The 26,174-nt window shown below is 34.6% G+C and carries 29 protein-coding genes; 14 read left to right on the top strand and 15 right to left on the bottom strand.

All coding sequences use genetic code 11. The annotated features are described in order from the left end of the window. Positions 1-5 precede the first annotated feature (5 nt). Together BMX49_RS07140 and BMX49_RS07135 are read left to right on the top strand one after the other, a co-directional pair. Positions 6-347 (top strand): MerR family transcriptional regulator, encoded by a 342-nt coding sequence (locus BMX49_RS07140; protein WP_034716424.1) that lies wholly within the window; start codon positions 6-8, stop codon positions 345-347. 85 nt (positions 348-432) lie between these two features. Beyond that, complete coding sequence (locus BMX49_RS07135) at positions 433-1,875, top strand: ComEA family DNA-binding protein (protein ID WP_034716426.1); 1,443 nt, start codon at positions 433-435, stop codon at positions 1,873-1,875. A 45-nt stretch (positions 1,876-1,920) separates the two neighbouring features. Here the strand turns inward: BMX49_RS07135 and BMX49_RS07130 are convergent, their stop codons facing one another. Next, positions 1,921-3,798: an endonuclease gene (locus tag BMX49_RS07130; protein WP_034716428.1), complete on the bottom strand. Its 1,878-nt coding sequence runs from the start codon at positions 3,796-3,798 to the stop codon at positions 1,921-1,923. Positions 3,799-3,995: 197 nt separating this feature from the next. Here BMX49_RS07130 and BMX49_RS07125 point away from each other — a divergent pair, with 197 nt between their 5' ends. The 9 genes from BMX49_RS07125 to BMX49_RS07085 all read left to right on the top strand — a co-directional run bounded on the left by BMX49_RS07125 (position 3,996) and on the right by BMX49_RS07085 (position 11,376). Then, positions 3,996-5,135 (top strand): acyl-CoA dehydrogenase family protein, encoded by a 1,140-nt coding sequence (locus BMX49_RS07125; protein WP_034716430.1) that lies wholly within the window; start codon positions 3,996-3,998, stop codon positions 5,133-5,135. A gap of 122 nt (positions 5,136-5,257) precedes the next feature. Further along, on the top strand, positions 5,258-5,725 hold the full coding sequence (locus BMX49_RS07120) for a pyrophosphohydrolase domain-containing protein (RefSeq protein WP_034716432.1): 468 nt from the start codon (positions 5,258-5,260) through the stop codon (positions 5,723-5,725). Positions 5,726-5,755: 30 nt separating this feature from the next. Then, complete coding sequence (locus tag BMX49_RS07115; RefSeq protein ID WP_034716434.1) at positions 5,756-6,316, top strand: TlpA family protein disulfide reductase; 561 nt, start codon at positions 5,756-5,758, stop codon at positions 6,314-6,316. A gap of 1 nt (position 6,317) precedes the next feature. Further along, positions 6,318-6,932: a DUF4230 domain-containing protein gene (locus BMX49_RS07110; protein WP_034716436.1), complete on the top strand. Its 615-nt coding sequence runs from the start codon at positions 6,318-6,320 to the stop codon at positions 6,930-6,932. 9 nt (positions 6,933-6,941) lie between these two features. Further along, positions 6,942-7,124, top strand: a complete 183-nt coding sequence (locus tag BMX49_RS07105; protein WP_034716438.1) for a hypothetical protein — start codon at positions 6,942-6,944, stop codon at positions 7,122-7,124. 121 nt (positions 7,125-7,245) lie between these two features. Further along, a complete protein-coding gene (locus BMX49_RS07100; protein ID WP_126337067.1) occupies positions 7,246-7,602 on the top strand; it encodes a hypothetical protein in 357 nt (118 codons plus the stop codon). Between the two features lie 491 nt (positions 7,603-8,093). Then, positions 8,094-10,019: a threonine--tRNA ligase gene (thrS, locus tag BMX49_RS07095; RefSeq protein WP_034716443.1), complete on the top strand. Its 1,926-nt coding sequence runs from the start codon at positions 8,094-8,096 to the stop codon at positions 10,017-10,019. 83 nt (positions 10,020-10,102) lie between these two features. After that, complete coding sequence (gene infC, locus BMX49_RS07090; protein WP_034716446.1) at positions 10,103-10,609, top strand: translation initiation factor IF-3; 507 nt, start codon at positions 10,103-10,105, stop codon at positions 10,607-10,609. Positions 10,610-10,845: 236 nt separating this feature from the next. Continuing rightward, complete coding sequence (locus BMX49_RS07085) at positions 10,846-11,376, top strand: hypothetical protein (protein WP_034716450.1); 531 nt, start codon at positions 10,846-10,848, stop codon at positions 11,374-11,376. A gap of 217 nt (positions 11,377-11,593) precedes the next feature. Here the strand turns inward: BMX49_RS07085 and BMX49_RS07080 are convergent, their stop codons facing one another. The 3 genes from BMX49_RS07080 to BMX49_RS07070 form a co-directional block, all read right to left on the bottom strand. After that, positions 11,594-11,863 (bottom strand): GNAT family N-acetyltransferase, encoded by a 270-nt coding sequence (locus BMX49_RS07080; RefSeq protein ID WP_375600472.1) that lies wholly within the window; start codon positions 11,861-11,863, stop codon positions 11,594-11,596. Between the two features lie 95 nt (positions 11,864-11,958). Further along, the gene (locus tag BMX49_RS07075; protein ID WP_034716453.1) at positions 11,959-12,588 is read right to left on the bottom strand and encodes a toxin-antitoxin system YwqK family antitoxin; all 630 of its coding nucleotides are present in this window, start codon (positions 12,586-12,588) and stop codon (positions 11,959-11,961) included. A 320-nt stretch (positions 12,589-12,908) separates the two neighbouring features. Then, complete coding sequence (locus BMX49_RS07070) at positions 12,909-13,697, bottom strand: hypothetical protein (RefSeq protein WP_034716455.1); 789 nt, start codon at positions 13,695-13,697, stop codon at positions 12,909-12,911. Positions 13,698-14,118: 421 nt separating this feature from the next. Here BMX49_RS07070 and rpmI point away from each other — a divergent pair, with 421 nt between their 5' ends. From rpmI to BMX49_RS07055, 3 genes are all read left to right on the top strand, one after another. Continuing rightward, positions 14,119-14,316, top strand: a complete 198-nt coding sequence (rpmI, locus tag BMX49_RS07065; RefSeq protein ID WP_034716458.1) for a 50S ribosomal protein L35 — start codon at positions 14,119-14,121, stop codon at positions 14,314-14,316. Between the two features lie 118 nt (positions 14,317-14,434). Further along, complete coding sequence (gene rplT, locus BMX49_RS07060; protein ID WP_034716460.1) at positions 14,435-14,779, top strand: 50S ribosomal protein L20; 345 nt, start codon at positions 14,435-14,437, stop codon at positions 14,777-14,779. A gap of 83 nt (positions 14,780-14,862) precedes the next feature. Further along, positions 14,863-16,035, top strand: a complete 1,173-nt coding sequence (locus BMX49_RS07055; RefSeq protein ID WP_034716462.1) for a M28 family peptidase — start codon at positions 14,863-14,865, stop codon at positions 16,033-16,035. 243 nt (positions 16,036-16,278) lie between these two features. Here BMX49_RS07055 and hisIE read toward each other — a convergent pair whose 3' ends face one another. From hisIE to BMX49_RS07000, 11 genes are all read right to left on the bottom strand, one after another. After that, the gene (gene hisIE / locus BMX49_RS07050; RefSeq protein WP_034716464.1) at positions 16,279-16,869 is read right to left on the bottom strand and encodes a bifunctional phosphoribosyl-AMP cyclohydrolase/phosphoribosyl-ATP diphosphatase HisIE; all 591 of its coding nucleotides are present in this window, start codon (positions 16,867-16,869) and stop codon (positions 16,279-16,281) included. Then, positions 16,866-17,618 carry an imidazole glycerol phosphate synthase subunit HisF gene (gene hisF / locus BMX49_RS07045; RefSeq protein WP_034716465.1) on the bottom strand — a complete coding sequence of 251 codons (753 nt, stop codon included), beginning with the start codon at positions 17,616-17,618 and terminating at the stop codon, positions 16,866-16,868. The genes hisIE and hisF overlap by 4 nt, the downstream gene beginning before the upstream one ends. A 1-nt stretch (position 17,619) precedes the next feature. Beyond that, positions 17,620-18,333, bottom strand: a complete 714-nt coding sequence (hisA, locus tag BMX49_RS07040; RefSeq protein ID WP_034716467.1) for a 1-(5-phosphoribosyl)-5-[(5-phosphoribosylamino)methylideneamino]imidazole-4-carboxamide isomerase — start codon at positions 18,331-18,333, stop codon at positions 17,620-17,622. A 153-nt stretch (positions 18,334-18,486) separates the two neighbouring features. Continuing rightward, positions 18,487-19,068 (bottom strand): imidazole glycerol phosphate synthase subunit HisH, encoded by a 582-nt coding sequence (gene hisH, locus BMX49_RS07035; protein WP_034716469.1) that lies wholly within the window; start codon positions 19,066-19,068, stop codon positions 18,487-18,489. After that, positions 19,065-20,159, bottom strand: a complete 1,095-nt coding sequence (gene hisB / locus BMX49_RS07030; protein ID WP_034716471.1) for a bifunctional histidinol-phosphatase/imidazoleglycerol-phosphate dehydratase HisB — start codon at positions 20,157-20,159, stop codon at positions 19,065-19,067. The genes hisH and hisB overlap by 4 nt, the downstream gene beginning before the upstream one ends. Positions 20,160-20,161: 2 nt before the next feature. Beyond that, complete coding sequence (gene hisC / locus BMX49_RS07025; protein ID WP_034716473.1) at positions 20,162-21,187, bottom strand: histidinol-phosphate transaminase; 1,026 nt, start codon at positions 21,185-21,187, stop codon at positions 20,162-20,164. After that, positions 21,177-22,472 carry a histidinol dehydrogenase gene (gene hisD / locus BMX49_RS07020; RefSeq protein WP_034717418.1) on the bottom strand — a complete coding sequence of 432 codons (1,296 nt, stop codon included), beginning with the start codon at positions 22,470-22,472 and terminating at the stop codon, positions 21,177-21,179. The genes hisC and hisD overlap by 11 nt, the downstream gene beginning before the upstream one ends. A 5-nt stretch (positions 22,473-22,477) precedes the next feature. Then, positions 22,478-23,335, bottom strand: coding sequence for an ATP phosphoribosyltransferase (hisG, locus tag BMX49_RS07015; protein ID WP_034716475.1), 858 nt, complete (start codon positions 23,333-23,335; stop codon positions 22,478-22,480). Positions 23,336-23,686: 351 nt separating this feature from the next. Next, positions 23,687-24,127: a coiled-coil domain-containing protein gene (locus BMX49_RS07010; RefSeq protein WP_034716477.1), complete on the bottom strand. Its 441-nt coding sequence runs from the start codon at positions 24,125-24,127 to the stop codon at positions 23,687-23,689. Positions 24,128-24,165: 38 nt separating this feature from the next. Continuing rightward, entirely contained in the window at positions 24,166-25,269 is a 1,104-nt protein-coding gene (locus tag BMX49_RS07005) for a glycosyltransferase family 4 protein (RefSeq protein WP_034716479.1), read from the bottom strand. A gap of 40 nt (positions 25,270-25,309) precedes the next feature. After that, entirely contained in the window at positions 25,310-26,101 is a 792-nt protein-coding gene (locus BMX49_RS07000) for a T9SS type A sorting domain-containing protein (protein ID WP_034716481.1), read from the bottom strand. Positions 26,102-26,174: the final 73 nt, after the last annotated feature.

Below are 26,174 nucleotides of genomic sequence, written 5' to 3'. Positions count from 1 at the left end.
TTCAAATGAAATTAAATTTACCAGATAAACTCTATTATTCCATTGGCGAAGTCTCGAAAGCTTTTGACGTCAATGCCTCGCTGATTCGCTATTGGGAGAAGGAATTTCCGATCATAAAACCGAAAAAAAACAAAAAAGGAAACCGCTATTTCACCCCAGAAGATATTAAAAATCTAAAAATAATCTATCATCTGGTAAAAGAAAAAGGCTACACGCTCGACGGCGCCAGGATTGCTCTAACTACTAATTCGAAAATCTCCGAAACGGTCTCTATGATTGACCGGCTGAAGTTTGTGAAAGCCGAATTACAGAAATTAAAAGAATCACTCGTGGAAAGACCCGAATAAAAAAGGGTCTTTTCCGTATATAAATTAGGTGTTTTTACCTTTTTGGCGAAATGTTTTGCGTATAACTTTACTCAAAATTACCGCCATGAGATTCAACGTACCACTTTCTGCAGCAAAAAATTATTTCTTAGGTTTTGCAACATCTGGTTTATTTCTAATTACCGGATTATACTTTTTTAATTCTAATAAAACGCCAGAACATAGTCCGCTTTCATTCAAAGAAAGTTTAGAAGCAGAAAACCTTTCGACTAAGAGAGCAAATCTAAAAGAATTCAATCCTAATGATCTGACTGAACAAGAGTGGATAAATCTGGGATTTTCTGAACGACAAGTTGCTACGATTCTAAAATACAAATCGGTAGTTGGAGGAAATTTCATTTCAAAAGAGCAGCTTAAAAAATGTTATTCAATTTCTCCTGAAAAATATAATGAGATTGAACCTTACATTCTTCTGCCAAATGGGGCAACGAAAAGAAATTCATATCAAAATTATAGTCGGAATTATAACAATAATTACAGCCCGAGAAAAACATCCTATCAATATAATGTTCCTCAGAATAAGGGATTGAATATTCCTGGTAAATTTAATCCTGACAATTACAGCGTGAAAGATTTTGTAAATTTAGGCTTCACAGAACGGCAAGCAACTTCTATTTTAAAATATAAAAGTTACTTAGGTGGAAGTTTCATTAGCAAAGAAAAGTTCAGAGAATGCTATATGATCAGCGAAGAAAACTATAAAAAGCTCGCGCCTTACATCTTACTTCCTGAAAGTGCAACTGAAAACAATGTTGATAAAAAATCATTTCCAGATAGTAAGCAAGCTATTTCAAAGCAAGCTATTATTTACGAACCTTTTGATCCAAACTCAACCAATCTTGAAGGTTGGAAAGCGCTCGGATTTTCAGAAAAACAAGCACAAGTAATCATTAATTATAGAGACAGAAATTTAAAGGGGAGTTTCAAAAGTTTGGAAGATATTGCGAAGTGCTTTGTAATTTCGCCTGAAAAATTTGAACAGTTAAAACCATACATCATCTTAAAACCTGAAAATTTTGCTGGGAAAAGTTCAGAAAGTGCTCCTCGCAGTACAAGTACCCAAAACCAAAGTTCCAAAAACATCATTGGTGCAGAAGCAAAAACCGATTTCAGACGAACCGATTTAAACGAAATAACTTTCCAACAGTTGATCGAATTTGGGTTTGATGAAAAAGCAGCTGCAAGCTATATAGGGTTCCGAAATAAACTGGGCGGCTTTCTAAACACCAAACAAATTATAGAAACTTATAATGTTGACAAAAACATAGCCGAACAACTGATTGCGACCGCTCCTCTGTTCGTAAACAATGTTCAAAAATACACTTTCATGGATGCACCCGAATCGTGGTTGAAAAGCCATCCTTATTTTAAATATTACGCCGATAAAATCATTTATTACCGAATCACCTATTCAAATGAAAATCGGTTTTTTCGAACCATGAATATTAAACCTGAAGCTGAGCAAAAAATGAGATTATATCTTAAATAAAAAATCAGCTTCCTAAGAAACTGATTCTTCATAAGACTAAAACTTTTACTTTTTTATAAACTTCAGAGTTTGATTATCGAGTTGTAAAATGTAAACGCCAGGAAGAAGTCTTGGTACTTCAATCGAATTTCCACTTTTAAAGGGATCCTTAATTTTTAAAATTTGTTTTCCGGACAAATCAAGAAATGAGGCGTTCTGAACTTTTTCAAGGTGCCTTCCTTTAACAAATAAAGTATTTCCAACCAAAGGATTTGGATAAATAGTAAAGTCTTCCTTTGCAGAAACATTAAATTCTGCTGCCGATAACACTCCTAAATTTTCGCAATAGTCAGTCGGATAGGATTGCCATTCTGCCAGATTGAAAGTGTAATTGGGTTCAGTTATCGCTGAGGAACGGTAAAGAGACAGGTTCCCCAACGTTGTGTAATTATCTATACCTCGCGTTCCTATCGCATCTACAGTACTTGAAAGATATCGTAGTTCTAAATAATTACTGCCAGTAAAGGTCATTTGTGGTGCCGCTGAAACGAACCGTGCCTGATCATTGGTAATGCAAGAAAAATTGGAATTCGGATTAAGAATAACAAAAGTTGAATTGTTTTCTACGACACCCTCTAATTCAAACGGAGCTACAAAATAATAATTACCATTTACACTATTATAAAACTGAATACTGATTCGATACTTATTTAAATCAACGGCGTGTCCCGTTGTGTTAGTGATTTCGAGTGCTTTATTATCCTCAATTCCTTCTAAATATTTAGTAATTAATAAATCTTTCGCATAAATATCCTGAGCTAAGGTCGTGATGGATAATAAACTACTCTCTGCCGATTCTGTATAATCGCGATAGTAAGCCTTAACTGTAAACTGATAAAGCGTGGAGGGAGTTAGATGATCGACGATATAGTTTGGTGTTTTACTGTATCCAATGTAGATCCCATTTTGATAAATTTTATATCCTAAAACAGTTTGATCCATAGCTTGAGTCCAACTAAGATTAGCAAAATAAGCACTCGTTTGCGTACTGTTTAAATTTTGTGGAGCTTGAGGAACAGCTACAAGAGGACCTTGCAACCAAATTGCATTGACCCACTCTGGACGATCAATAAAAGGATTTCGATTTTTCTGAATCGTGTACACCATATTATTTCTGTCGATTTCTCTTTGAGACACCGGATCTTCATTGTGCCATTTCAATAGCAGCTCCACATACCAATTTTCGAAGGCCTTCTCTTCTGAACCATCCAAAGGACTGGTGTCGTTTGCCGGCGAAGTACCATTATAAAAATTAAAAGAATTTAATTTACCTTCATAACGTACAACGTAATACAGTAAACTTCTGGCAATATCACCCCGAAATTCCGCAATCGGTTCATAGACTCTGCCAGTATACCCAGAATTTGGGGTGGCGTTTTTGCTGATTTTAGAACTGTTGGTAAAGGTGTAATAATTGGTTGTTCCCGCAATTCCGTAAGGATAATTACTGCGAAGTTGATTAATTCTGGCATCCGTCGGGATTACAAAAAAAAGATCTGAATACATCGGGTAGTTACTGTTAAAGCTACTTTGTGGCATCATGTGTTCCCTATTGTAACCCAAACCTTCGGCTCCTGCAGAACTGATAAGGTTTTCTTTGGTATAGTGATAGGCAGTATTTCCCTCCGGATTGTTACTGTAGATATCTAGTAAAAAAGTAGTGTTGGAAATATCGTAATCGTAATATTGATCAAGGTCTGTTTGCCCATAAAATTTGGGAAGATCGCCATAATGCCAAGTGATTGTCTTGATTGAAACAATGTCATGTAATTTCGATTTTAAATCGTATCCGTTAAGACCATCCGTACCGTTATAATAATTTGCGGGTGCCTGAGAAAAGAGGAGAAGCGGTAAAAAGAGAAGAATAGATAGAAATTTTTGCATTGTGTGAATTTCTTGCTAAATTACATTATTATGCTTTTACATAAATCCGTCATTAAAAATATTTTTCAATTTCTAAAATCTTTTAAGCTATAAAAACAGACCAATTTCTTATTCATAACATCTTATTTAATAGATATTAGTGTAAATAATTTTAGCTTTTTGTACATTTTCTATATCTTTGAAAACAAATATTAAATATGAATAGCGAACTTACTCACAATCTAAATATGATTGCAGAAACCGCCCGGGATTTTGCAGAGAAAAACATCCGTCCGAATATTATGGATTGGGATGAAAGCCAGACTTTTCCAGTTGAATTATTTCACCAATTAGGAGATATGGGTTTTATGGGAATTGTTGTTCCTGAAGAATATGGTGGGTCAGGCCTAGGCTACCACGAATATGTAACTATTCTGGATGAAATTTCACAGGTTGATCCCTCAATCGGACTTTCGATTGCGGCGCACAATTCTTTGTGTACTAACCATATTTACGAATTTGGTGATGAAGAACAAAGACACCGCTGGTTGCCACAATTGGCTTCTGGTAAAGTGATCGGAGCTTGGGGACTAACAGAACATAATACTGGATCTGACTCTGGAGGGATGAGTACTACTGCTGTGAAAGATGGTGATGACTGGATTATCTCCGGTGCGAAAAACTTTATCACGCATGCAATTTCAGGAGATATCGCGGTCGTAATGACCAGAACGGGAGAAATTGGAGCAAGAAATAACTCGACTGCATTTGTTTTGGAAAAAGGAATGGCAGGTTTTACCTCAGGGAAAAAAGAGAATAAATTAGGAATGCGAGCTTCAGAAACTGCAGAGCTTATTTTTGACAGCGTAAGAGTTCCAGATGCAAACCGTTTAGGAGAAGTTGGTTCAGGTTTCAAACAAGCCATGAAAATTTTAGACGGCGGTCGAATTTCGATTGCTGCCTTAAGTTTAGGAATTGCAAAAGGTGCTTACAAAGCAGCATTAAAATATTCAAAAGAAAGACATCAATTCGGAAAAGCGATTAATGAATTCCAGGCGATTAATTTTATGCTTGCAGATATGGCCACCGAAATCGACGCGTCAGAGTTATTGATTCAGCGTGCATCTAATTTAAAAAATGCAAAACAGCCAATGACCAAGGAAGGCGCAATGGCAAAATTATACGCGTCTGAAGCATGTGTTAGAATTGCTAATAACGCAGTTCAGATTTTCGGAGGTTATGGTTACACCAAAGATTTCCCAGCTGAAAAATATTACAGAGATTCTAAACTGTGTACGATTGGAGAAGGAACTTCTGAAATCCAGAGATTGGTTATTGGAAGAGAAATTTCAAAGTAATAAATCATTAAGTAAATTGAAGAGCCTGGAACTTTCCGGGCTTTTTCTATTTTCCTAGTTAGAAATGAAAGCACTATAAATTTCTCATCTGAATGTTTATCTTTGTTTAAATTAAAAATCGAATGGATAAAATTGATTCCCTAAATCAAGTGGCAGAATTTCACAAAACATTTAACGCACCTATATTAGACAAGCCTACAATTCCCAGTGCAGATCGTTGTAATTTAAGAATATCGCTGTTGCAGGAAGAATTAAATGAACTGAAAGAAGCCATTGCAGATAATGATTTGGTCGAGATTGCTGATGCTTTGTGTGATTTACAGTACGTTTTGAGCGGCGCCGTTTTAGAATTCGGTTTGGGTGAAAAGTTTGTCACTCTTTTTAATGAAGTCCAACGTTCCAATATGTCAAAGGCTTGCGCAACTCAACAGGAAGCTAATGATACCATTGCTTTTTATAAAGAAAAAGGAGAAGAAGCTTACGCTCAGAAATCGGGGGATAAAATTAATGTTCATCGAAGTTCAGATCAAAAGGTTCTTAAAAACAAATACTATTCACCTGCTGATTTAAAAACGATTCTAGAAAATTAACAATCCATTTCTAATTATACTTTACGCCTGATGAAAAATTTGACCAAAATAATATTAACCGCTTCTACGCTACTTTTTACGTTGCAATCTTGTCAATCACAAAAAATAGTAATCAACCGCGAAGTAGAAACAACAAACGACGGAAAAATGCTTTTAGGACACCAAACCAAAAATCAGCTTTTACAAGAACCTTACAGTGAATGGTATTTGAAAGAACATGATGAATACGCACTTGATCAAAAAACGATTACGGAATTAAAAAAGTTAAAACTTAGTTCGTACAACATTACCATGGTCATGGGAACCTGGTGCGAAGACAGCCATCGCGAAGTTCCACGGTTTTTCAAGATCTTGGAGGAATTAAAATACCCAGATGCGAAATTAAAAATGATTGCGGTGAATCGTAAAAAAGAGGCTCCAAATGGCGAAGAAGGTCCACTTAATATTCAAAGGGTTCCAACCATTATCGTAGAGAAATATGGTAAGGAAATTGGCAGGATTATTGAAAGTCCCTCGACAGGATATCTGGAAAGAGACTTGCTTCAAATACTTAAGAAAGACACAAGTTCATTGAAAGATTTAATAAAATAAATTGAAAAATAAACAAATAATATTATCATTTATCGGCGGCGTAGTCGCAATGGTGTTCGTTTTCCTACTTTGGAATGCTGTCACTAAAAAGGCAGAAGATAAGGTTCAGACTGATTATTATATTATTACCAACCAAATTAGAAAGATGAATAAGATGGTGGTGATGGAACAGGATTTCTCGAGCATGCAGAAAACCAAAATCACTTCGCAACTCTTAGGAAGTTCCCTCTTGCCATCGACTGAAAAAGAGATTATTACCTTTACCAAAACTAATGCGCAGGTAACTTACGATCTATCGAAGATGGAAATAAAAGTAGATTCTATTAACAAAAAGCTGATTATCAAAGAATTGCCTAATGCCGATATTCGTATTATTCCGAGCGTAGAAATTCAATCGATGGATGATTCTTTCTTCAATCGATTTAGTGATAAAGATTTTCAAAAAATTACAAAGTCAGCCAAGGACAATGCCTATAAAACCGTTAATCAAAATAAACTTAGAAATGAAGGTCGTAAGCAACTTTTAGAAAATCTGAATCAAATTTTTGTTTTGGCAAAAGCTTTAAATTATAAAATTGAAGATCAAACTGGTCAACTCGATTTATCAACACTTTAATCAGATATTATGGATAAGAATAAAAAAAATAAAGAAGCTCAGGTGAAAAAAGAAAATCAAGATTTCCCAAATATTCCTGCAGCCAGTGGAAAGGTGAAAGATGATAAAATTTTAGAAAAACAAATCAAAAAAACTTCAAAATTGAATCCTGACGGAAAGACAGATAATACCGACCAAAACAGTGAAAATTAATTTTCACTGTTTTTTTTTGGTGTTAAAGAAATATTAAAGCTGTAAAATAGTCGTCGAATGTCATGAAATTTGCTTACCCTATGTCAAGCATATGATTAGTTTAACTTCAAACATTACAGCCATGACTTACAATATTATTGGAATCTTTCCAACCATCGACGAAGCAACTTCGGCTGCTGCGCAATTAACAAAAGCTGGATACATAAGAGAATTCGTTGGTTTCGCAATGAATACAAAAATTTACCCCGAATCTTTAATAGAAGATCACTTTATTGATCAAAATGAAATCTCTGTTTATACGCCGAACTTAAACCGTGCACACAAAGCAAAAAACATTTTGAAGAAATTTGGTGCCGTTATCAACAAAGCGCCAGGAATTTCTCTAGAGAAAGCAACTCGTAAAATACAGTTGCATTCTTCGCTAATTCTAGCTAAAAAAAGAAAAGCAACAAAAAAACTCAACCTTAAAAATGAGTGACTTTTTAAAAGTCGGTCATTATAAATTAGTATATTCAGCTTGAACGTTATTTCCTTTCTTTATTTTAAGAAGGGAAATTTTTATTTATAATCACAACCCAATTCCATTTAGATCTTTGATTTTAAAATTAACACTTTAATTAAAATATAACTTTATGCATATTTAGTTACGTATGACATAAAGTCGTCTCAAGCCAACATCTTGGGGCGATTCTTTTTAGGAGCAACAAGAGTTTCGTCTATCATTTAAACCTCACCTGTTTTCCATTGCAATCTTTTTTCGGTCTCGGCTCGTTCCTCACCGAGCCCAAAAAAAGGATTTCCATTTCAACCAGGGCTAGAACTTCCTGCTTGCTACTTTTAAAAAGAAAAAATCTTCAACATTATCAATAAACTGCCATTGCTCAAAAGTTTTCGACACAATATCCCGAAAACTAAAACAATATTTCAGAGAAAATCCGTATTTTTGCTTCTTAAAATTTTTAGGTCAAAATGATTAAAATTACTCTTCCCGATGGAAGCATCAAAGAATTTGAAAGCGCGGTAACTCCGCTCGAAGTAGCAAAGTCAATCAGTGAAGGTTTGGCGAGAAACACCATTTCCGCAATTGTCAACGGAACACAGGTTGAAATCACCACGCCGATCACGACCGATTCTACGGTTCAACTTCTAACCTGGAATGATGATTTGGGTAAGAAAGCATTTTGGCACTCCTCTGCTCACCTGTTGGCGCAAGCTATCATGGAGTTTTATCCAGAGGCAAAATTAACGATCGGGCCAGCAATCGAACAAGGATTCTACTACGACGTTGATTTCGGCGATGAGGTTTTATCTGAAAAATATTTCGAAAAAATAGAAAAGAAAATGCTGGAGAATGCGAAAAAGAATTCAACGTTCTCGTTGTATCCAGTTTCAAAAGCAGACGCTTTAAAAGAATACGCAGACAATCCTTACAAGACAGAATTAATTTCTAATCTAAACGATGGTGAAATTACTTTCTGCACGCATGACAACTTCACCGACTTATGTCGAGGTGGTCATATTCCTGCTACAGGAATTGTAAAAGCAGCCAAAGTACTTAACGCTGCCGGTGCATATTGGAGAGGCGATGAAAAAAACAAACAGTTAACCAGAGTTTACGGAATTACGTTCCCGAAACAGAAAGATTTAACTGAATATTTAGAACGATTAGAAGAAGCAAAACGCCGTGACCACCGAAAACTCGGTAAAGAATTAGGAATCTTTGCTTTCTCTGAAAAAGTTGGTGCTGGTTTACCATTATGGTTGCCAAAAGGAACCGCTTTAAGAAAAAAATTAGAAGACTTTCTTTCCGCAGCACAGAAAAAATCTGGATACGAATTCGTAATGACGCCGCACATTGGAGCCAAAGAATTATATGTAACTTCTGGACACTGGGACAAATATGGAGCTGATAGTTTTCAACCTATAAAAACTCCAAACGAAGGCGAAGAGTTTATGTTGAAACCAATGAACTGTCCACACCATTGTGAAATCTACAAAGTTGGTCAATGGTCTTACAAAGATTTGCCAAAAAGATTTGCAGAATTTGGAACAGTTTATAGATATGAGCAATCAGGCGAACTTCATGGTTTAACCAGAGTTCGTGGCTTTACTCAAGATGATGCTCACATTTTCTGTACCCCAGATCAGCTGATGGCAGAATTTGAAAATGTTATTGATTTAACGTTGTATGTTTTCAAATCTTTAGGATTTGAAGATTTTGTAACTCAGGTTTCGTTAAGAGATCCCGAGAATAAAGAAAAATATATCGGTTCTGATGAGAACTGGAAAAAAGCAGAAGATGCCATTATTGAGGCCGCTAAAAAGAAGAACTTAAACTACGTCATCGAATATGGTGAAGCAGCTTTCTACGGTCCAAAACTTGATTTCATGGTGAAAGACGCCTTGGGTCGCAAATGGCAGTTAGGAACCATTCAGGTAGATTATAATTTACCGGAAAGATTCGACCTTACTTACATTGGAAGCGATAATGAGAAGCACCGACCTGTGATGATTCACCGCGCGCCATTTGGCTCTATGGAACGATTTATAGCGATTTTATTAGAAAATACAGCTGGAGATTTTCCACTTTGGTTGGCACCAGATCAGTTTACGATTTTGCCGATTAGTGAAAAATATACGGATTATGCAAAAAAAGTTTCACAATTGCTGGAAAATCACGATATTTGCGGACTGATTGATGAGCGAAACGAGAAGACTGGTCGTAAAATCCGTGATGCGGAACTCCAAAAACTACCTTTTATGTTAATCGTCGGCGAGAATGAAGAGGAAAACGGAACGATTTCTGTACGTCGAAGAGGCGAAGGAGATCTGGGAACAATGACCGTTGATGACTTCATCACTTACTTCAAAAAAGAAGCAAAAATTACAAATTAGAATTTAACCAATTAAAAAAAGACACCATAGCACAAAAATTTCATTACAGAGGTAGAGGTCCACAGAGACGTGTTCAAGAAGATTTGCACCAGATTAATCAAAAGATTCGGGCAAGAGAAGTACGTTTAGTAGGTGATAATGTGGAACCCGGCGTTTATCCGCTAGAAAAAGCTCTTGAAATAGCAAAAGATCAGGAATTGGATTTGGTGGTTATTTCAGATAAAGCAGAACCTTTTATTTCCAGAATTCTGGATTATAAAAAGTTTCTTTATGAGCAAAAGAAGAAACAGAAAGAACTAAAATCTAAACAAGTTAAAGTTGTTGTTAAAGAAATCAGATTCGGTCCACAAACCGATGAGCATGATTATGATTTCAAAAAGAAACACGCTGAAAAATTCTTAGAAGAAGGTTCCAAATTGAAAACGTATGTTTTCTTTAAAGGACGTTCGATCATCTTTAAAGATCAGGGAGAAATCCTTCTTCTTAAATTAGCACAGGAATTAGAGCACGTTGGAAAAGTTGATCAATTGCCTAAATTAGAAGGTAAGAGAATGATTATGATGATGAGCCCGAAAAAACCGGCGAAGTAAATTTGACGATTTAGTGAGGTGATTATCACACCACTTTTATACAATATTAAAGAGATTCTTTTTAGAGTCTCTTTTTTTTCTTTTAATAATCTGATGCTTTCCAAAAATCTGTGGCGACACGATCAATTTACATGATGTTAAAAAGTTGTAAAATTTATGCTGAACATTGATTTTGTCATCATTTTTGATGTTATGTTAACTACCAAATCACAATTATTAATATTAAAAATTAAATTATGTCGTACACCATCGTGGGAATGTTCCCCAACAATGAAGATTTAGATACCGTTGTAACCCAATTAAACAGTGCTGGTTTTCCAGCCGAAGATTACCATGTTTCCCGCTACTCGACTTCTGTCCTGGGAGATCAACCTTCCAGTAATTATAATTACAAAGAAGATGAAAAAACTACAGGATTCTGGAACTGGCTTTTCGGAGATAATGAAGATGACCGAAGCAAGTACAGTTACGCAGGTAGCAAAAGCAATATCATAACCGTTTATACCGATGACATGGACCGTGCAGAAAAAGCCAGAGAAATTATGGATGATGAAGGAGCAATTAATGTGAATGAATTCACTAAAGAAAGATATCCAGATACAGCTGCCACTGGAAAATCGACTGAGTTAAGCGAAAAAGAACGCGCCAGAATTATCAGTAAAGCGAAGAACAATCTTTATTTCACGGATGGAGACCGATTTTATGACACGGCAAGTGATGGCATGGAATCAGATATGGATTCTGAAGGAAGTAGAAATACTTTTTAGAAATTAGCGAAATCAACTTTGAATTATAAAATAGTAAAGAGGCTCTCTGGGAGTCTCTTTTTTTTTGCGTTAGAAAATTATTTGATCGAGCATTTAAAAATAAATATATTACCGTGTAAAGTTGTGAGACTGTTCGTATCGGAAATTTTTGAATAAATTTTTCTGATAGGTATTTTAGATATGCAAAAAAAAAATACTTTGTTGTGTGTTCAATTTTTTATTTTAGGGATAAACTCATCGTCAAATTATCATAGTATTTTCCGTTACGTTTAAAGTAATTCTTAATAATTCTATTTTCTTTAAAATTCATTTTCCAGTATAGATTTACACCTATTTCATTTTCGCAATAAACTTGCAGCCATAACAGTTCTAAAATTGCATTTTCTTTTGCCCAATTAATTGAATGTTTCATAAGTTCCGTTCCTAGACCTGAATTTCTCCATGCAGCTAACATTCCCATTCCAACAACTCCTGTATGTTCCATGATTATTTTTATACTTGCTAAAAACTTAGTTAATCGCTAAAATCTTCGATGAAAACTTCAGGCCCTCTTGTATAGATACCTTGTTGTGTGATGTTCTTTTAGTTTTTTATCGTTTCAATATGATTACCTTTGTCATCGTAATATTTCCATTCGCCTACTTCTTTCCCTTTTTCATAATTCCCAATTTCTTCTAATTGTCCATTTTCAAAATACCATTTCCATTCACCAATTTCATTTCCGTTTACATGGTTTCCCATTCCTTTCAACTCACCATTTTCATAAAAGTGTTTCCATAAACCTTTTTGTTCTTTGTCAAATTGGCCAATCTGCCATAGTTTTCCATTTTCATAATAATATTTGCACTCGCCAAATTTCTTTCCATTTACGTAATTCAGAACAGACTTTAATTCTCCCGTTTTATAATAACCTTTCCATTCACCGGTTTTTTCACCCTTCTCATATTTTCCTTCGTCCCAAATTTTTCCACCTCTATAATGATAGTTAATGCTTTCTCCATTTGCAATTCCTTTTGAATAGTTTACTTTCGCGTGAAGAGCTCCGTCCTCATAATAATACGTAAATTCCCCAGTCTTATTCCCATCATCATCAAGTAGTCCTACCTCATTTAATTTTCCATTTTCCCAATATTTTTTATATTCTTTATCTGGCGTTTGTGAACAAGCTAAAAAGTTAGTAGTAAAAAATAAGAGTAATAAATAATTTTTCATTGGTGTTGATGATTTTTTATATTTGTAAGTCCTTGTTTTAGCATATCGCACAACTCGTAAATATACGCTAGTTCTAAATTACGTTTAAAAATATTTAGTATTCTGTGAAAAAAAAAATTATTCTTGAATTATAAATATTTTGTTTTAATTTTTCCTCAGGCGTGAGTGGTAGAAACGGTTATCCCGGAACGAGCGGTAGAAAGATGCGCTGGCGCGAGGATTAAAAGTGGATCGCCCGACTGGTAGAATTAAACTGTTAAGCGAGCGCAAAATTATATTCGAAAATCAGTATAAAACTCCTAACTTCGGCGCTTGTACTTTTAATTATCCTCTAGAAAAAAATTAGTGATAGAAGTGTTTTCGAAGAGATATCTTTTTTGTTTAGATTTTGAGGTGTGAGATTTAGAAGGCATATCCTCTTCCATCGTATTGGTATCAACTGTTGAAATTTCTCCTGTAGAAGAATTATAAGTAATTATAGAACTTCCACCCGCGCCTCTAAAATTACCCTCCAAGTTATCTAAGACGAAATCATTTCCCCTGCATTTGAAGGAGGCAAAAATATTGCCGCTGGGACCGATGCTATAAAGATTAATATAGAGTTGACCGTCCTCCACACTAATATCTTCAGTGTCAAAATGTTTATAGTCAGCTTCATTATATTCTACTGGAAATACCTTATTAGAAATTTTGTCTAAACGATAAGATTTTTCTTTATTCTGAAGTAATATAAGCATCGGCCGATCTGCTATCTTAGATTCTTTGTGGACCAGCACCACCACGAGGTCATCTCGACCATCTTTATTTAAGTCTCCTTTTGCTTGGTATTGAATTTTATAAATATTTAAATTGGGAAGGAAATCTGCAGCAGTGTTTCCTGTTTCTGGATAAATAATTTCTGGTTCGTACGGATCATTCTCCACTTCTACAAAATCGGTAATTACTTCAAAAGGAGCAACCATACTTGTAGTGTCGATTTTACTAGTTTCCACTCGTCCTACTTTTTGGACGGCGCTCGATTTTGATTCCGTTGCTTTTTGCGTTTTGTTTTCGCAGGAGTGAAGAACGAGAAGTAGTAAAAATAGGAGTGATGGAATTTTGACTTTCATAGGATAAAGTTATTTCATTTCGGAAAACAATCAAATATAAATCATTCCTAAATTTGCTCAATAGGTTGCTTGAGTCTAATTAAATTTTGCTTTCTTGACTGATACTGCGTTTTTAAAATACATTCCCTTCTGCGTGAGGGATAGAAACGGTTACCCCGGAACAAGCGGTGGGAAAAGCGTTAGCGTGAGGAGTATGAGTGGATAGCCCGACCTGAAGGAGTGAATGGAGTCTGGTCTTTAGACAAGACGGAATGAATAACTGAAGGGCACGCCCAAATCTTTAATAATATTAGATTGCAATATCTTTTTATAATTGACTGAAATTTTGTACTTTTGCAGTCTGAAAAATGTGTACAATACTGTAAAGTGGATGCACATGATGAGAAACGATATTGATAACAAATATATAAATTAAGCAAAAATGCCAAAATTAAAAACTAAATCAGGTGCTAAGAAGCGTTTTAAGCTTACCGGAACCGGAAAGATTAAAAGAAAAGGTGCTTATAAAAGCCACATCTTAACGAAAAAAGAAACGAAGCAAAAGAGAAATCTTACGCAAACTTCTTACGTTGCCGAAGTGGACAAAAAGAGCGTTTTACGTCAATTAGCTTTAAAATAGTTTTTATAAATCAATCGGTTTATAAGAATTAACAAATTCAGAAAATTTAACCCTGAAACGGTGCAGAAAAGTGCAATGAAATAACTTGCCGCCCTTTTCAAAAAAACAAATTTAAATTATGCCAAGATCAGTAAATGCAGTAGCTTCTAGAGCTCGCAGAAAAAAAGTTATTAAATTGGCCAAAGGTTATTTCGGTAGAAGAAAGAACGTTTGGACAGTTGCAAAAAACGCCGTACAAAAAGCAATGCAATATGCTTACCGCGGTAGAAAAGAAAAGAAAAGAAGTTTCAGAGCTCTTTGGATCATGCGTATCAACGCTGGTGCAAGAGAACACGGATTGTCTTACTCCCAGTTTATGGGCGCTCTTAAAACGAACAACATTGAGTTGAACAGAAAAGTTTTAGCTGATTTAGCAATGAATCATCCTGAAGCGTTCAAAGCAATCGTAGATCAAGTAAAATAAATAAAACATTTTTTGTTATCAATATTAAATCTCATACCATTAGGTGTGAGATTTTTTGGTATTTTTACTCCACTTACAATACTATGAAAAAACTAGGTTTCTTTGCTGCACTTCTATTCTCCGTTTCTGTGTTCAGTCAAAATTTTACGCAAGCGTATCAGGACAGAGCGAATCTGATGAGTCAGACCAACATCAATAGCTACCTGACGGAATTTGCAACATTAGGTGTGAAAAAGACCGGAACGGTCAGTAATAATAATGCTTTCAGTTGGTTGAAAAGTAAATACCTTTATCTTGGATATGGTGATCTGGATATTAGCGAAAACGCTTTTTCGTACGGAGGTAATCAAACCAAGAATATAATCGTTACCAAGACCGGCACCACTTATCCGAACACCTTTATTATTATTTGTGGACATTATGATACAATTGCTGGTCCGGGTGTTAATGACAATGGCAGTGGTGTTTCTGTGATTCTGGAAATGGCTAGAATTCTGAAAGATATTCCGACTGAATATTCTATTAAGTTCATCAATTTTACCGGCGAGGAACAAGGATTACTGGGAAGTCAGAATTATGTCAACACGGTAGTGAACTCGACGAGTCCAAAAATGGATATCAAACTGGTCTTTAATATTGATCAGGTTGGCGGCGTGGCTGGACAAGTGAATAACACGATAACTTGTGAGAGAGACACCAATAATAATCCAGCGACCAATAACGCGGCGTCTTCGTCTGTTACACAAGAGCTGATGAACTGCGTTGGTTTGTATTCGCCACTGCAAACGAATCTTTACTATGCCTACGGGTCGGATTATATGCCGTTCCAGTCCAATGGTGAAGTCATCACAGGTTTTTATGAATTCCGAGAAAGTACAAAACCACATACTGCAGCAGATACTTATATGAATATGGATCCGGTTTTTGTTTACAATGTCGGCAAAGCAGCTCTTGGTGCAGTTCAGCATTTCGCGGTGGCTCAAACTACGACTTTAGCTGTTGATTGTCCGCCTGAAGAGATGTTGGAATCTTTGAAAATTTATCCGAATCCAGCCAATGATTATATTCAAATTGAGATGATTAATCTGAACCAGAAAGATTACACTTTTACAATCACTGATCTTACTGGACGAACTTTAATCCAGACGAAGAATGAAAAGCGAATTGATGTTTCGAAACTGAGTTCTGGTATTTATCTGGGAACGATGATGGTTGAGGATCAAAAGGTGACGAGAAAATTGATGATTAAAAAGTAATTTTTTCTGCCACGAATTCACGAATGATTTCCGCGACAATTTTGAAACCACAAAAGTCACAAGAGATTAAAGTGATTTTAACAATTCTAAGAGAACAGAAAGTTTAAAAATCAATATTTTTAACTTAATTGAACATTAATCCTCAATCTTTAAAAAATCTTAATTTTACTAATTGCAATTTCAAAGAAAATCATTTACAGAAAGTATTATTCGTGCATTCGTGGCTTCAAGAAAACTTCATTTTTATTTCCGATTTCTTTCCATCAATACTTCCTCGATGTCCATCAATGAAAATGATTTCGCTTTTAATAAGATCAAGAAGTGATAGAGTAAATCTGCGGCTTCATCTTTAAACAAATTGCCATTGTCATCTTTCGCTTCGATGACCAATTCTACGGCTTCCTCTCCTACTTTCTGAGCCATTTTATTGATGCCTCTTTGATATAAATCGTACGTATAAGATTTTTCAACTTTTTGATCAATTCGTTCTGAAATTGTTTCTTCTAATTCATATATAAAACCTTTCGAATTTTTCTCTTCGAAACAACTGAACGTTCCGGTATGACAAACATTCCCAGCTGGTTTTGCCTGAATCAATAAAGCATCTGAATCGCAATCATGTTTGATGCTTTTTACATAAAGGTAATTTTCGGAGGTTTCGCCTTTGAGCCAAATTATATTTTTGGTACGGCTGAAGAAATGAACGCGTCCATCTTTTTGAGTTAATTCTAAGGCTTCTTCGTTCATGTAACCCAACATTAAAACCTGCTGTGTTCGATCATCCTGAATAATAACAGGAACTAAACCATTTCCTTTTTCAAAATCTAAATTCATCGTATGGATATTTTGTTTTGTTTTAAATTTTCTTTTAAGTCTGATATTTTAATTTCATTAAAGTGAAAAATACTCGCCGCTAAAGCTCCGGTAACATTTGTTCTGGTAAAGACTTCGGTAAAATCTCCCATCTTTCCAGCGCCACCTGAAGCAATGATCGGGAGTTGACAAACTTTTGAAATATTCTGAAGCATTCTGATATCAAATCCGTTTTTCGTTCCGTCAAAATCCATGGATGTCAGCAAGATTTCTCCGGCTCCTAGATCTGCGACGGTTTTTACCCAATCGATTGTTTTCAATTCTGTTTGAATTTTTCCACCATTGATAAAAACGTAATCTTCACCGTCAATGTTTTTGGTATCAATCGCAACAACGACACATTGATTGCCGAATTGTTGGGCAATTTCCCTAACCAATTCTGGTCTTCTCACTGCGGCAGAATTGATGGAAACTTTATCGGCTCCGGCTTTTAACAGCGCTTCAACATCTTGAACGGAGGAAATTCCGCCGCCGATGGTAAAAGGAATATTGATTTCTAAACTGAGTTTTTCTACCAATTCTATTAAAGTTTTTCGTCCTTCTAAAGTTGCCGTAATGTCCAGGAAAACCAGTTCATCGGCGCCATCTTTCACATATTTTTTGGCAAGTTCCACTGGATCTCCCGCAATTCTTAAATCTTCAAATTGAATTCCTTTTACCGTTTTTCCATCTTTGATATCCAAACACGGAATGATTCTTTTTTTTAACATTTTATAAAAGTTTTTGAAGTTCTTTCAAAGTAATTTTGCCTTCGTACAAAGCTTTTCCGATAATCGCGCCGGAACAACCGAGATCTTTTAAATCCTCCAGATCTTTCATCGAAGAAATTCCGCCACTTGAGATTAAGGAAACTTGGCTTTGATCTAAAATCTCTTGGTATAGTTCGAATGAAGGTCCAGCCAACATTCCGTCTTTTGAAATATCGGTGCAAATCACGTCTTTTATTCCCTTCTTTTGATACGATTGAATAAAGCCAATTACGTCCAAATTTGAATTTTCTAACCAACCTGAAGTTTTTACTTTTCGGTCTAAACAATCCGCGCCTAAAATTAATCTTTCTGCACCAAATTCTTTGATCCACTCTGTACACATTTCTGGATTTTCGACAGCTATACTTCCAATGGTCACTTGACTTGCTCCGGCGTTGAAAGCACTTTCTAAACTTTCTCGTGTTTTGATTCCACCACCAAAATCGATAATTAAATTGGTTTGAGAAGCTAGAATTTCTAAGGTTTTTAAATTTTTAATGGTTTTCGCTTTCGCGCCGTCTAAATCGACCAAGTGCAGATATTGAATTCCATTCGCTTCATACTCTTTCGCAATGTCCAAAGGATTTTCGTGATATATTATTTTCGTATCGTAATCTCCTTTAGAAAGGCGAACACATTTCCCGTCGATAATATCGATGGCTGGAAATATTTTCATTTTATATTATTTTTTAAACCACAAAAGGCACAAAGGTTTTTTAATTCTTAAAGAACTCAAAAGTTCATATAAGTGTAATTGTTATAGTCATACCTTTTGCAAACTTTAAAGAGATAAAATTTCACCTCTACTTTTGTGACTTTTGTGGTTAAATTATTTTAATTTTAAAAAGTTTTCTAGAATTTTTGAGCCAACGTCGCCAGATTTTTCTGTGTGAAATTGAGTTCCGTAAAAGTTATCTTTTTGCAATGTTGCAGAGAAAGGTAAAATATAATCACATTCAGAAGTCGTGTTTTCGCCAATTTCACAATAATAACTATGGACAAAATAGAAATTATCATCATCTGAAATTCCATTAAAAAGTGGACTTTTCATTTTCTGCAAATTATTCCAACCCATGTGCGGAACAATATCTGTGGCGGGAAATTGTTTTACTTTTAGATCGAAAATCCCGAGACATTTTGTATTTCCTTCTTCTGAGAAGTCACATAATAATTGCTGTCCTAAACAAATTCCTAAAAAAGGTTGTTTCAAAGTTGGAATTAATTCTTCCAATTTTAAAGATTTCAAATAATTCATCGCTGTTGACGCTTCACCAACTCCGGGGAAAATAACTTTTTCAGCATTTTTAATTTCTTTAGGATTTGAAGTTATTAAGATTTCATAACCTAACTTTCTCACAGCATTTTCAACGGATTTTACATTGCCAGCTACATAATCAATTATCGCTATCATAATATTCCTTTGGTACTTGGGATGGAAAAATTATTGTCATCTCGCCTCACTGCATCCCGTAAAACTTTAGCAAATGCTTTAAAGATTGATTCAACTTTGTGGTGCTCATTTTCACCTTCACATTGAATATTTAAATTACATTTCCCAGTATCAGTGAATGATTTAAAGAAGTGATAAAATAATTCTGTCGGAACATCACCAATTTTTTCTCTTTTAAAATCGACTTTCCAAACCAACCAGTTCCGTCCACCAAAATCCAGAGCGACTTGCGCTAAACAATCGTCCATCGGCAAAGCAAAAGCATACCGTTCAATTCCTTTCTTTGAACCTAAAGCTTGTTCAAAACAGGTTCCCAAAACCAAAGCCGTATCTTCAATCGTGTGGTGTTCATCAACCTGAAGATCACCATTTACCAAAACTTCTAAATCAAAATTGCCATGTTTTGAGATTTGTTCCAGCATGTGATCAAAGAACGCCAAACCTGTATTGATATTCGATTTTCCACTTCCGTCCAGATTTAGTTCAACGGTAATTTCCGTTTCTTTTGTTTTTCGGTTGACTTTCGTTTTACGTGGAATTTGCTTTAGATATTGATAGATCTCGTCCCAATTGTTTGTCGTTAAAGTGGCTTCATCAAATTGTTGATCTGCAATAAAAATTGATTGTGTTCCTAAATTTTTTGCCAACTCAACATCTGTTTTTCGATCACCGATAACAAAGGAGTTTTTCAAATCGTAATTTCCATAAATATATTTTTGAAGCAATCCGGTTCGTGGTTTTCTATTGTGCGAATTTTCAGATTCAAAACTATTATCAACTAAAATATCTGAGAAAACAATATTTTCATTGGCTAATGTTTTCAGCATTTTTTCCTGTGGAATTCTGAAATCTTCTTCCGGAAAAGAATCTGTTCCCAAACCGTCTTGATTCGTCACCATTACTAATTCGTAATCAAGTTCCTTGACAATCTTAGCTAAATTCTGAATCACTTTTAGATAAAATTCTAATTTTTCTAAAGAATCTACCTGTAAATCTGTCGGCGGTTCAATAATTATTGTTCCGTCGCGGTCAATGAATAATACTTTTTTCATGATTAGTTTATTTCTGATAATACTTTTAATAGTTCTGAATTTTCTTGAGCAGTTCCGACACTTATTCGAAGGCAGTTTTTTAAACTTGGATGCCTCAAACTTGTCAAAATATTTTTGTCTAATAATTTCTGATAGATCAGTTGTGCATCTTTAAATTCAATCAGGAAAAAATTCGCATCGGAAGGATATATTTTTACGACCCCATTAATTTGATCTAAACCTTTTTTCAATTTTTTCTTTTCTTCCAGAATGAAACCGATGTTATTTTGGATTTCTTCCACTTGATTCAATTGCTCCAAAGCCAATTTTTGACTTTCTGAACTAATATTGTAAGGAGGTTTAAGTTGGATGAACAAATTCGCAATTTCAGGTGAGGCAAAACCAACTCCAATTCGTAAACCTGCCATTCCAAAAGCCTTTGATAAAGTCTTTAGTACAATTAAGTTTGGATATTTATTTAATAATTTGACCGCAGAATCTTCTGGAGAAAACTCAATATACGCTTCATCAACGACTACTATTCCATTAAAATTTTGAATGTAAAATTCTAGATCGTCAATCGAATTGCCGGTTGGATTATTTGGTGTACACAGAAATAAAACTTTAGCTTGGCTTTTCGAAATTGTATCTAAAAATTTACCCTTTTCTAATTCAAAATCTGAATTCAGTTGTAATTTTTCAACTTGAAGATTATTCATCTTTGCATAAATCTCGTACATTACAAAACTTGGATTCATAATCATAATCGAATCCTTCGCTGGTTCACAAAAAATACGCATAGTTAAATCAATCAGTTCATCGCTTCCATTTCCTAAGAATAAATTCTCCGTCTTTGCTAGATTAATTTCAGCTAGTTTCTTTTTTAATTGAATCGGATCACCATCTGGATAGCGATTAAAATCCCCGAACGGATTTTCATTCGCATCCAAGAAGACGACCTTTTGATTTAAGAAAAAGTCACGCAAAGTTTGGTACGATTTCACTCCAGCTAAATGCGGTCGAATCATTGTATTTAAATTAAATTCCATTTTGTAATGATTTTAAGCGAAGTGAAACTGCATTTTTGTGAGCATCCAAACCTTCGGCAGCTGCCATAATTTCGATTGTTTTTCCAATATTCTTCAGTCCCGTTTTTGAAATTTCCTGAATGGTAATTTTCTTCACAAAACTGTCGAGCGAAACGCCACTATAATTCTTAGCAAAACCGTTGGTTGGCAGAGTGTGATTTGTTCCACTTGCATAATCTCCCGCAGACTCTGGCGTGTAATTTCCGAGGAAAATAGAACCAGCATTGGTGGTTTTAGAAATATAATTTCTCGGGTTTTCCACGGATAAAATTAAATGTTCTGGTGCGTAAAAATTACTCATTTCAAGCGCTTCATCAATTGATTTCAATAATATAAAACGGCTATTTTCTAAAGCTGACTTTGCAATTTCATTTCTTGGAAGTTCAGCTAATTGCTGTTCAATTTCTTTTAAAGTTTCATTAAACACTTCTTCATCTGTAGAAATAAAAATCACTTGTGAGTCGATTCCATGTTCCGCTTGGGAAAGCAAATCTGCGGCACAAAATTCTGGAATAGCCGTTTCATCAGCAATCACTAAAACTTCGCTCGGTCCCGCCGGTAAATCAATGGCGACATTATATTCCATCGCCAACTGTTTCGCTTGGGTGACATATTGATTTCCAGGTCCGAAAATTTTATCAACTTTCAAAATACTTTCTGTGCCGAAAGTTAAAGCAGCAATTGCTTGAGCTCCGCCTACTTTGAAAATTTTTGTAATTCCACATAATTTCGCGGTGTATAATATCGCAGGATTAATGGAGCCATCTTTTTGTGGCGGTGAACAAAGAATCAATTCTTTACAGTCTGCAATTTGAGCGGGAACAGCCAACATTAAAACCGTTGAGAAAAGTGGTGCTGTTCCGCCTGGAATGTATAAACCCACTTTTTCAATCGCTCTGGATTCTCGCCAGCAAACAACTCCTGCTGTGGTTTCAATTTCCTCCGCTTCTGCTTTTTGAACAAGGTGAAATTTAAAGATGTTTTCTTTAGCTTGATTAATTGCCTTTTTCAATTCTGCCGGAACTTCAGTGATTGCCAATTCTATTTCTTCTGCAGAAACTAAGAAGTTTTCAATTGTAACATGATCAAACTTGGTTGAAAATTCCTTTAAAGCAGAATCACCTTCATTTCTAACTTTCAAAAATATTTTCTGAACAGTATTTCTTAAGTTCTTTTTCTCAAGCGTTGGTCTTTCTAACAAAATTTCCCACGAATCTCGTACTGGATATTTAGATATATTATTCATTATCATTACATTACCATTTTTTCAATTGGGATCACGAGTATTCCTTCTGCTCCGTACTTTTTCAACTCATCAATAATTTTCCAGAATTCATTCTCCCGAACAACAGAGTGAATACTACTCCAGCCAGTTTTTGCTAAAGGTAAAACGGTGGGCGATTTCATGCCTGGTAAAATTTCAATTATTTTTTCGATGGAATCGTTCGGAGCGTTCAACAAAATGTATTTGTTCTCACGGGAATTAATAACGGCTTGAATTCGGAAAAGAAAGGATTCAAGAATGATTGAAATGTCATCAGGAAGATTTTTGCTGGAAATTAAAACGGCTTCACTTTTCAAAACCTGCTCCACTTCTTTCAAACCATTGTGTAAAAGGGTACTTCCAGAACTGACTAAATCGGCGATGGTATCTGCTAAACCAATACTTGGTGCAATTTCCACACTTCCAGAAATCTCTACGATTTCAGCCTTGATATTGTTTTTTTCAAAGTAATTTTTAACAATTGAAGGATAGGAAGTCGCAATTTTTTTCTGATCGAAAAAACTCAGATCTGTATATTCTACCTCTTTTGGGATTGCTAACGAAAGGCGACAATTTGCAAAACCTAACTTTCTTACTAAGTCCACATTTTTACCTTGTTCCAACACTTCGTTTTCGCCAATAATTCCAATATCGACAATGCCTTGTTCTACATATTTTGGAATATCATCATCTCGAAGAAAGAGAATTTCCAAAGGGAAATTGGTAGCTGAATTTTTGAGTTTGCTTTTAAAATCAGGAATTTTAATTCCACATTCTTTTAAAAGTTCGAGGGACTTTTCACTTAAACGTCCGCTTTTTTGTATTGCAATTTTTAATTTATTCATGTTCAGTTTTGAGATTGGGTCTGAACAAATGCTTTTATTTTGAATACAAAAAAAACCGTCTTTGCTCAGACGGTTTTTTATTATTTTAAGTCACTTTGGACCACATTAAATCAACTCGTCTTTAGATGAGATGATGATGATGGAATAAAGCGGTTGTATTTTTCATGTTGTTTTAACTCTGCAAATATATCTAATAAAAAACTAAACCTGCAAGAAAAAATATTAATATGGACTTAAAACACTGATAAACAGTTTGTAAAATTTAATATTTTGTAAAAAGTAGTTTCTGTGAGCTCAGAAATAATTAGATAAACTGTCAAGCTTACATTTTAAAATATATTTTCCACAAATCTATTTAGTGAGATTTCTGTACGATTCCTGAAGAATCTTTAATTCGGCTTCATTCTGCGCCAACTTACTTTTCAATTTCTCCAAATCGATATTCAGGCTATCCAGCTTTTGAAGAAAATCATTTTTATCAATATCAGATTTTGCCTTGCTTAACTTATTTTTAACAGCATTTTTCTTTTCTAAAATGGAATTTATTTTAGATTCAATTTTTGTTTTTTCTGCGAAATTAAATTCAAAATCATCATCAATTTGGTTTATTTTTTCCCGCGAACTTTTTCGCACGCTATTGCTCATTTCATCAATTGCTTTTTCGTAAGCACCGTTAGAAACTTGCATTTTGTAATTTTGCTCTGCAACTCTTTGAGATTCAAGCTGAGCCGCATTTTGACCAAAAAGGAATGAAGATAATAGTATAAATAAAACTGATGAAATTTTAATCATATCATTTAGGTATTTTAATAAAATTATTTTGATTGTTCTTAATTTTTAAGCAAACTTTGATAAGCATTCATCATCTCTTTCGCAATCGATTCATCCTTAAATTTTTGAACGAATTGCACTCCTTTTCTAGCTCTTCGTTTCCTTTCCGATTCATTGTTCCAAAGAAAGCTAATCTTAGCTTTAATGTCTTCAAAATTAGTTGGATCAATATAGGCAGCATCGGGACCTCCAGCTTCTGGGAGACAACTTACATTGCTTGTAATTACAGGAGTTTCCGAAAAAAGAGCTTCAATCACTGGAATTCCGAAACCTTCAAACAAACTTGGATAAACAAATAGATCGGCCAGTTTATAAATCGCTGCCAATTCTTCTATCGAAACGTTTTCCAGGAACTGAACTTGATTTTCTAATTTATTTTTAACTAAATATTTTTTGACCTTATTAAAGTATTTAGTTTTTTTACCAATGACAACTAGCGGAATTTTAGTTCCATTAATAGCTTTAACGATATTCAATAAATTTTTCCGCTCTTCAATCGTTCCAACATTCAGAATAAATCGTTTTGGAAGATTATACTTTTCTTTAGTTGAAGTTAAAAACTCTTCACTTTGATTTTCCTTAAAAGCATGATGACATCCTTGATAAATCACCCGAATTTTCTCTTCCGGAACTTTTAAATACTGAATAATATCGCGCTTCGTTTGGTCAGAAATCGCAATGATTAAATCGGCTTGTTCAACCGCTTTTTTGAACTTCCAGAAATGGATTTTGCGATCAAAGAACGAATAATATTGGGGAAATCTCATGAAAATTAAATCATGAATGGTCACGATTTTTTTAATGGGACTTTCTTTCCAAATTAAAGGCAACTCACCAGAAAGTCCGTGAAAAATATCGGCATTAATCAGTTGCGCATCTTTGCCCATTTTCAATTGCCTCGACCAACTTCCTTTGGAAGTTTCAACAAAAGAAACTTGAGGTAACGCTACTATCTCCTTCCCTTTTTCGGTTTGATTTTCATTAATTAAGACATAATCATTTTCTGGAAAATAAGTCGCCACAATTCGCACCAAATCTCGGGAATAGTTGCCTAAACCCGAACTGTTATTGAAGAAGCGTTTTCCGTCGTAAGATATCTTCATAGAAAATCAAGGTTCTAAATCTTGCTATATTTTCAAGATATTAATCTTTTATAAATTTTGAACTTTGGTTCCCTATTTTATAAAAATAAACACCCGTTGGTAAATCTGCAACAAGAATATTTATTTGATTTTCGTTACCAAACGCTTTAGTTTTTACTATTTTACCAGAAACGTCCGTAATTTCTACTAAATAATTGCCATTTCTGGGATTTAGGATATTTAATCTGCTACTTGTTGGGATAGGAAACGCAGATAATTTGCTACCAGTTAAATTATTAATTTCTTTTGTAGTTAATGATGATGTTGGCAATGAATAGATTTCATCCGTAGACCACGCCACATTATTAAGCAAACCATATTTATGAACTACCATTTTATTTTTATTGGCAACAGGATCTGTGTAAGGATAAAATGAACCAATACTTATATCTCCAAAATCCTTTACAATAATACCATCTTCATTCACAATTTTACTTTGAAAAATATAACTAGCAGTATCGGAAACATAATAACTTCCTGATACAAAAAATTCCATTTTCGCATCAGCATTAAATAAATATTTAGAAACGGAGTAACCAGGATAAATGTTGGAGTTTATTAAATATATATTGTAATTAGAGGGGATTTGAGAATTGACAGTTTTAAAAACGGTATAATCCTGATTATAGATAGTAATTACATTGCTTCCCTGAACAGTACTGACATAGTATAGTTGATCACCATCTTGATAGGTTATGATATTTTCATTATTTGGAAAGGCTTTTTCTAATGTAATTTGCGCATAACCGAAGCATGTCATAAATAGTGAAGAAAACAATACTAATTTTTTCATTTTTAAATTTTTAAATTTCACAAAAATAAATAAAGATTATAAATATACTACGATAAAAAAAATGTTAAATCAT

Source organism: Kaistella antarctica (assembly GCF_900109615.1).
Taxonomy (GTDB): domain Bacteria; phylum Bacteroidota; class Bacteroidia; order Flavobacteriales; family Weeksellaceae; genus Kaistella; species Kaistella antarctica.
The sequence above is the reverse complement of the archived record's forward strand: the minus strand, read 5'-3'. Positions and strand labels throughout refer to the sequence as shown.

What these genes read in the sequence shown, in the direction of transcription:
- BMX49_RS07140 (WP_034716424.1), top strand. Translation starts at nt 6, where the DNA reads ATGAAATTAAATTTACCAGATAAACTCTATTATTCCATTGGCGAAGTC.
- BMX49_RS07135 (WP_034716426.1), top strand. Translation starts at nt 433, where the DNA reads ATGAGATTCAACGTACCACTTTCTGCAGCAAAAAATTATTTCTTAGGT.
- BMX49_RS07130 (WP_034716428.1), bottom strand. Translation starts at nt 3,798, where the DNA reads ATGCAAAAATTTCTATCTATTCTTCTCTTTTTACCGCTTCTCCTCTTT.
- BMX49_RS07125 (WP_034716430.1), top strand. Translation starts at nt 3,996, where the DNA reads ATGAATAGCGAACTTACTCACAATCTAAATATGATTGCAGAAACCGCC.
- BMX49_RS07120 (WP_034716432.1), top strand. Translation starts at nt 5,258, where the DNA reads ATGGATAAAATTGATTCCCTAAATCAAGTGGCAGAATTTCACAAAACA.
- BMX49_RS07115 (WP_034716434.1), top strand. Translation starts at nt 5,756, where the DNA reads ATGAAAAATTTGACCAAAATAATATTAACCGCTTCTACGCTACTTTTT.
- BMX49_RS07105 (WP_034716438.1), top strand. Translation starts at nt 6,942, where the DNA reads ATGGATAAGAATAAAAAAAATAAAGAAGCTCAGGTGAAAAAAGAAAAT.
- BMX49_RS07100 (WP_126337067.1), top strand. Translation starts at nt 7,246, where the DNA reads ATGACTTACAATATTATTGGAATCTTTCCAACCATCGACGAAGCAACT.
- thrS (WP_034716443.1), top strand. Translation starts at nt 8,094, where the DNA reads ATGATTAAAATTACTCTTCCCGATGGAAGCATCAAAGAATTTGAAAGC.
- BMX49_RS07085 (WP_034716450.1), top strand. Translation starts at nt 10,846, where the DNA reads ATGTCGTACACCATCGTGGGAATGTTCCCCAACAATGAAGATTTAGAT.
- BMX49_RS07075 (WP_034716453.1), bottom strand. Translation starts at nt 12,588, where the DNA reads ATGAAAAATTATTTATTACTCTTATTTTTTACTACTAACTTTTTAGCT.
- BMX49_RS07070 (WP_034716455.1), bottom strand. Translation starts at nt 13,697, where the DNA reads ATGAAAGTCAAAATTCCATCACTCCTATTTTTACTACTTCTCGTTCTT.
- rpmI (WP_034716458.1), top strand. Translation starts at nt 14,119, where the DNA reads ATGCCAAAATTAAAAACTAAATCAGGTGCTAAGAAGCGTTTTAAGCTT.
- rplT (WP_034716460.1), top strand. Translation starts at nt 14,435, where the DNA reads ATGCCAAGATCAGTAAATGCAGTAGCTTCTAGAGCTCGCAGAAAAAAA.
- BMX49_RS07055 (WP_034716462.1), top strand. Translation starts at nt 14,863, where the DNA reads ATGAAAAAACTAGGTTTCTTTGCTGCACTTCTATTCTCCGTTTCTGTG.
- hisIE (WP_034716464.1), bottom strand. Translation starts at nt 16,869, where the DNA reads ATGAATTTAGATTTTGAAAAAGGAAATGGTTTAGTTCCTGTTATTATT.
- hisF (WP_034716465.1), bottom strand. Translation starts at nt 17,618, where the DNA reads ATGTTAAAAAAAAGAATCATTCCGTGTTTGGATATCAAAGATGGAAAA.
- hisA (WP_034716467.1), bottom strand. Translation starts at nt 18,333, where the DNA reads ATGAAAATATTTCCAGCCATCGATATTATCGACGGGAAATGTGTTCGC.
- hisH (WP_034716469.1), bottom strand. Translation starts at nt 19,068, where the DNA reads ATGATAGCGATAATTGATTATGTAGCTGGCAATGTAAAATCCGTTGAA.
- hisB (WP_034716471.1), bottom strand. Translation starts at nt 20,159, where the DNA reads ATGAAAAAAGTATTATTCATTGACCGCGACGGAACAATAATTATTGAA.
- hisC (WP_034716473.1), bottom strand. Translation starts at nt 21,187, where the DNA reads ATGGAATTTAATTTAAATACAATGATTCGACCGCATTTAGCTGGAGTG.
- hisD (WP_034717418.1), bottom strand. Translation starts at nt 22,472, where the DNA reads ATGAATAATATATCTAAATATCCAGTACGAGATTCGTGGGAAATTTTG.
- hisG (WP_034716475.1), bottom strand. Translation starts at nt 23,335, where the DNA reads ATGAATAAATTAAAAATTGCAATACAAAAAAGCGGACGTTTAAGTGAA.
- BMX49_RS07010 (WP_034716477.1), bottom strand. Translation starts at nt 24,127, where the DNA reads ATGATTAAAATTTCATCAGTTTTATTTATACTATTATCTTCATTCCTT.
- BMX49_RS07005 (WP_034716479.1), bottom strand. Translation starts at nt 25,269, where the DNA reads ATGAAGATATCTTACGACGGAAAACGCTTCTTCAATAACAGTTCGGGT.
- BMX49_RS07000 (WP_034716481.1), bottom strand. Translation starts at nt 26,101, where the DNA reads ATGAAAAAATTAGTATTGTTTTCTTCACTATTTATGACATGCTTCGGT.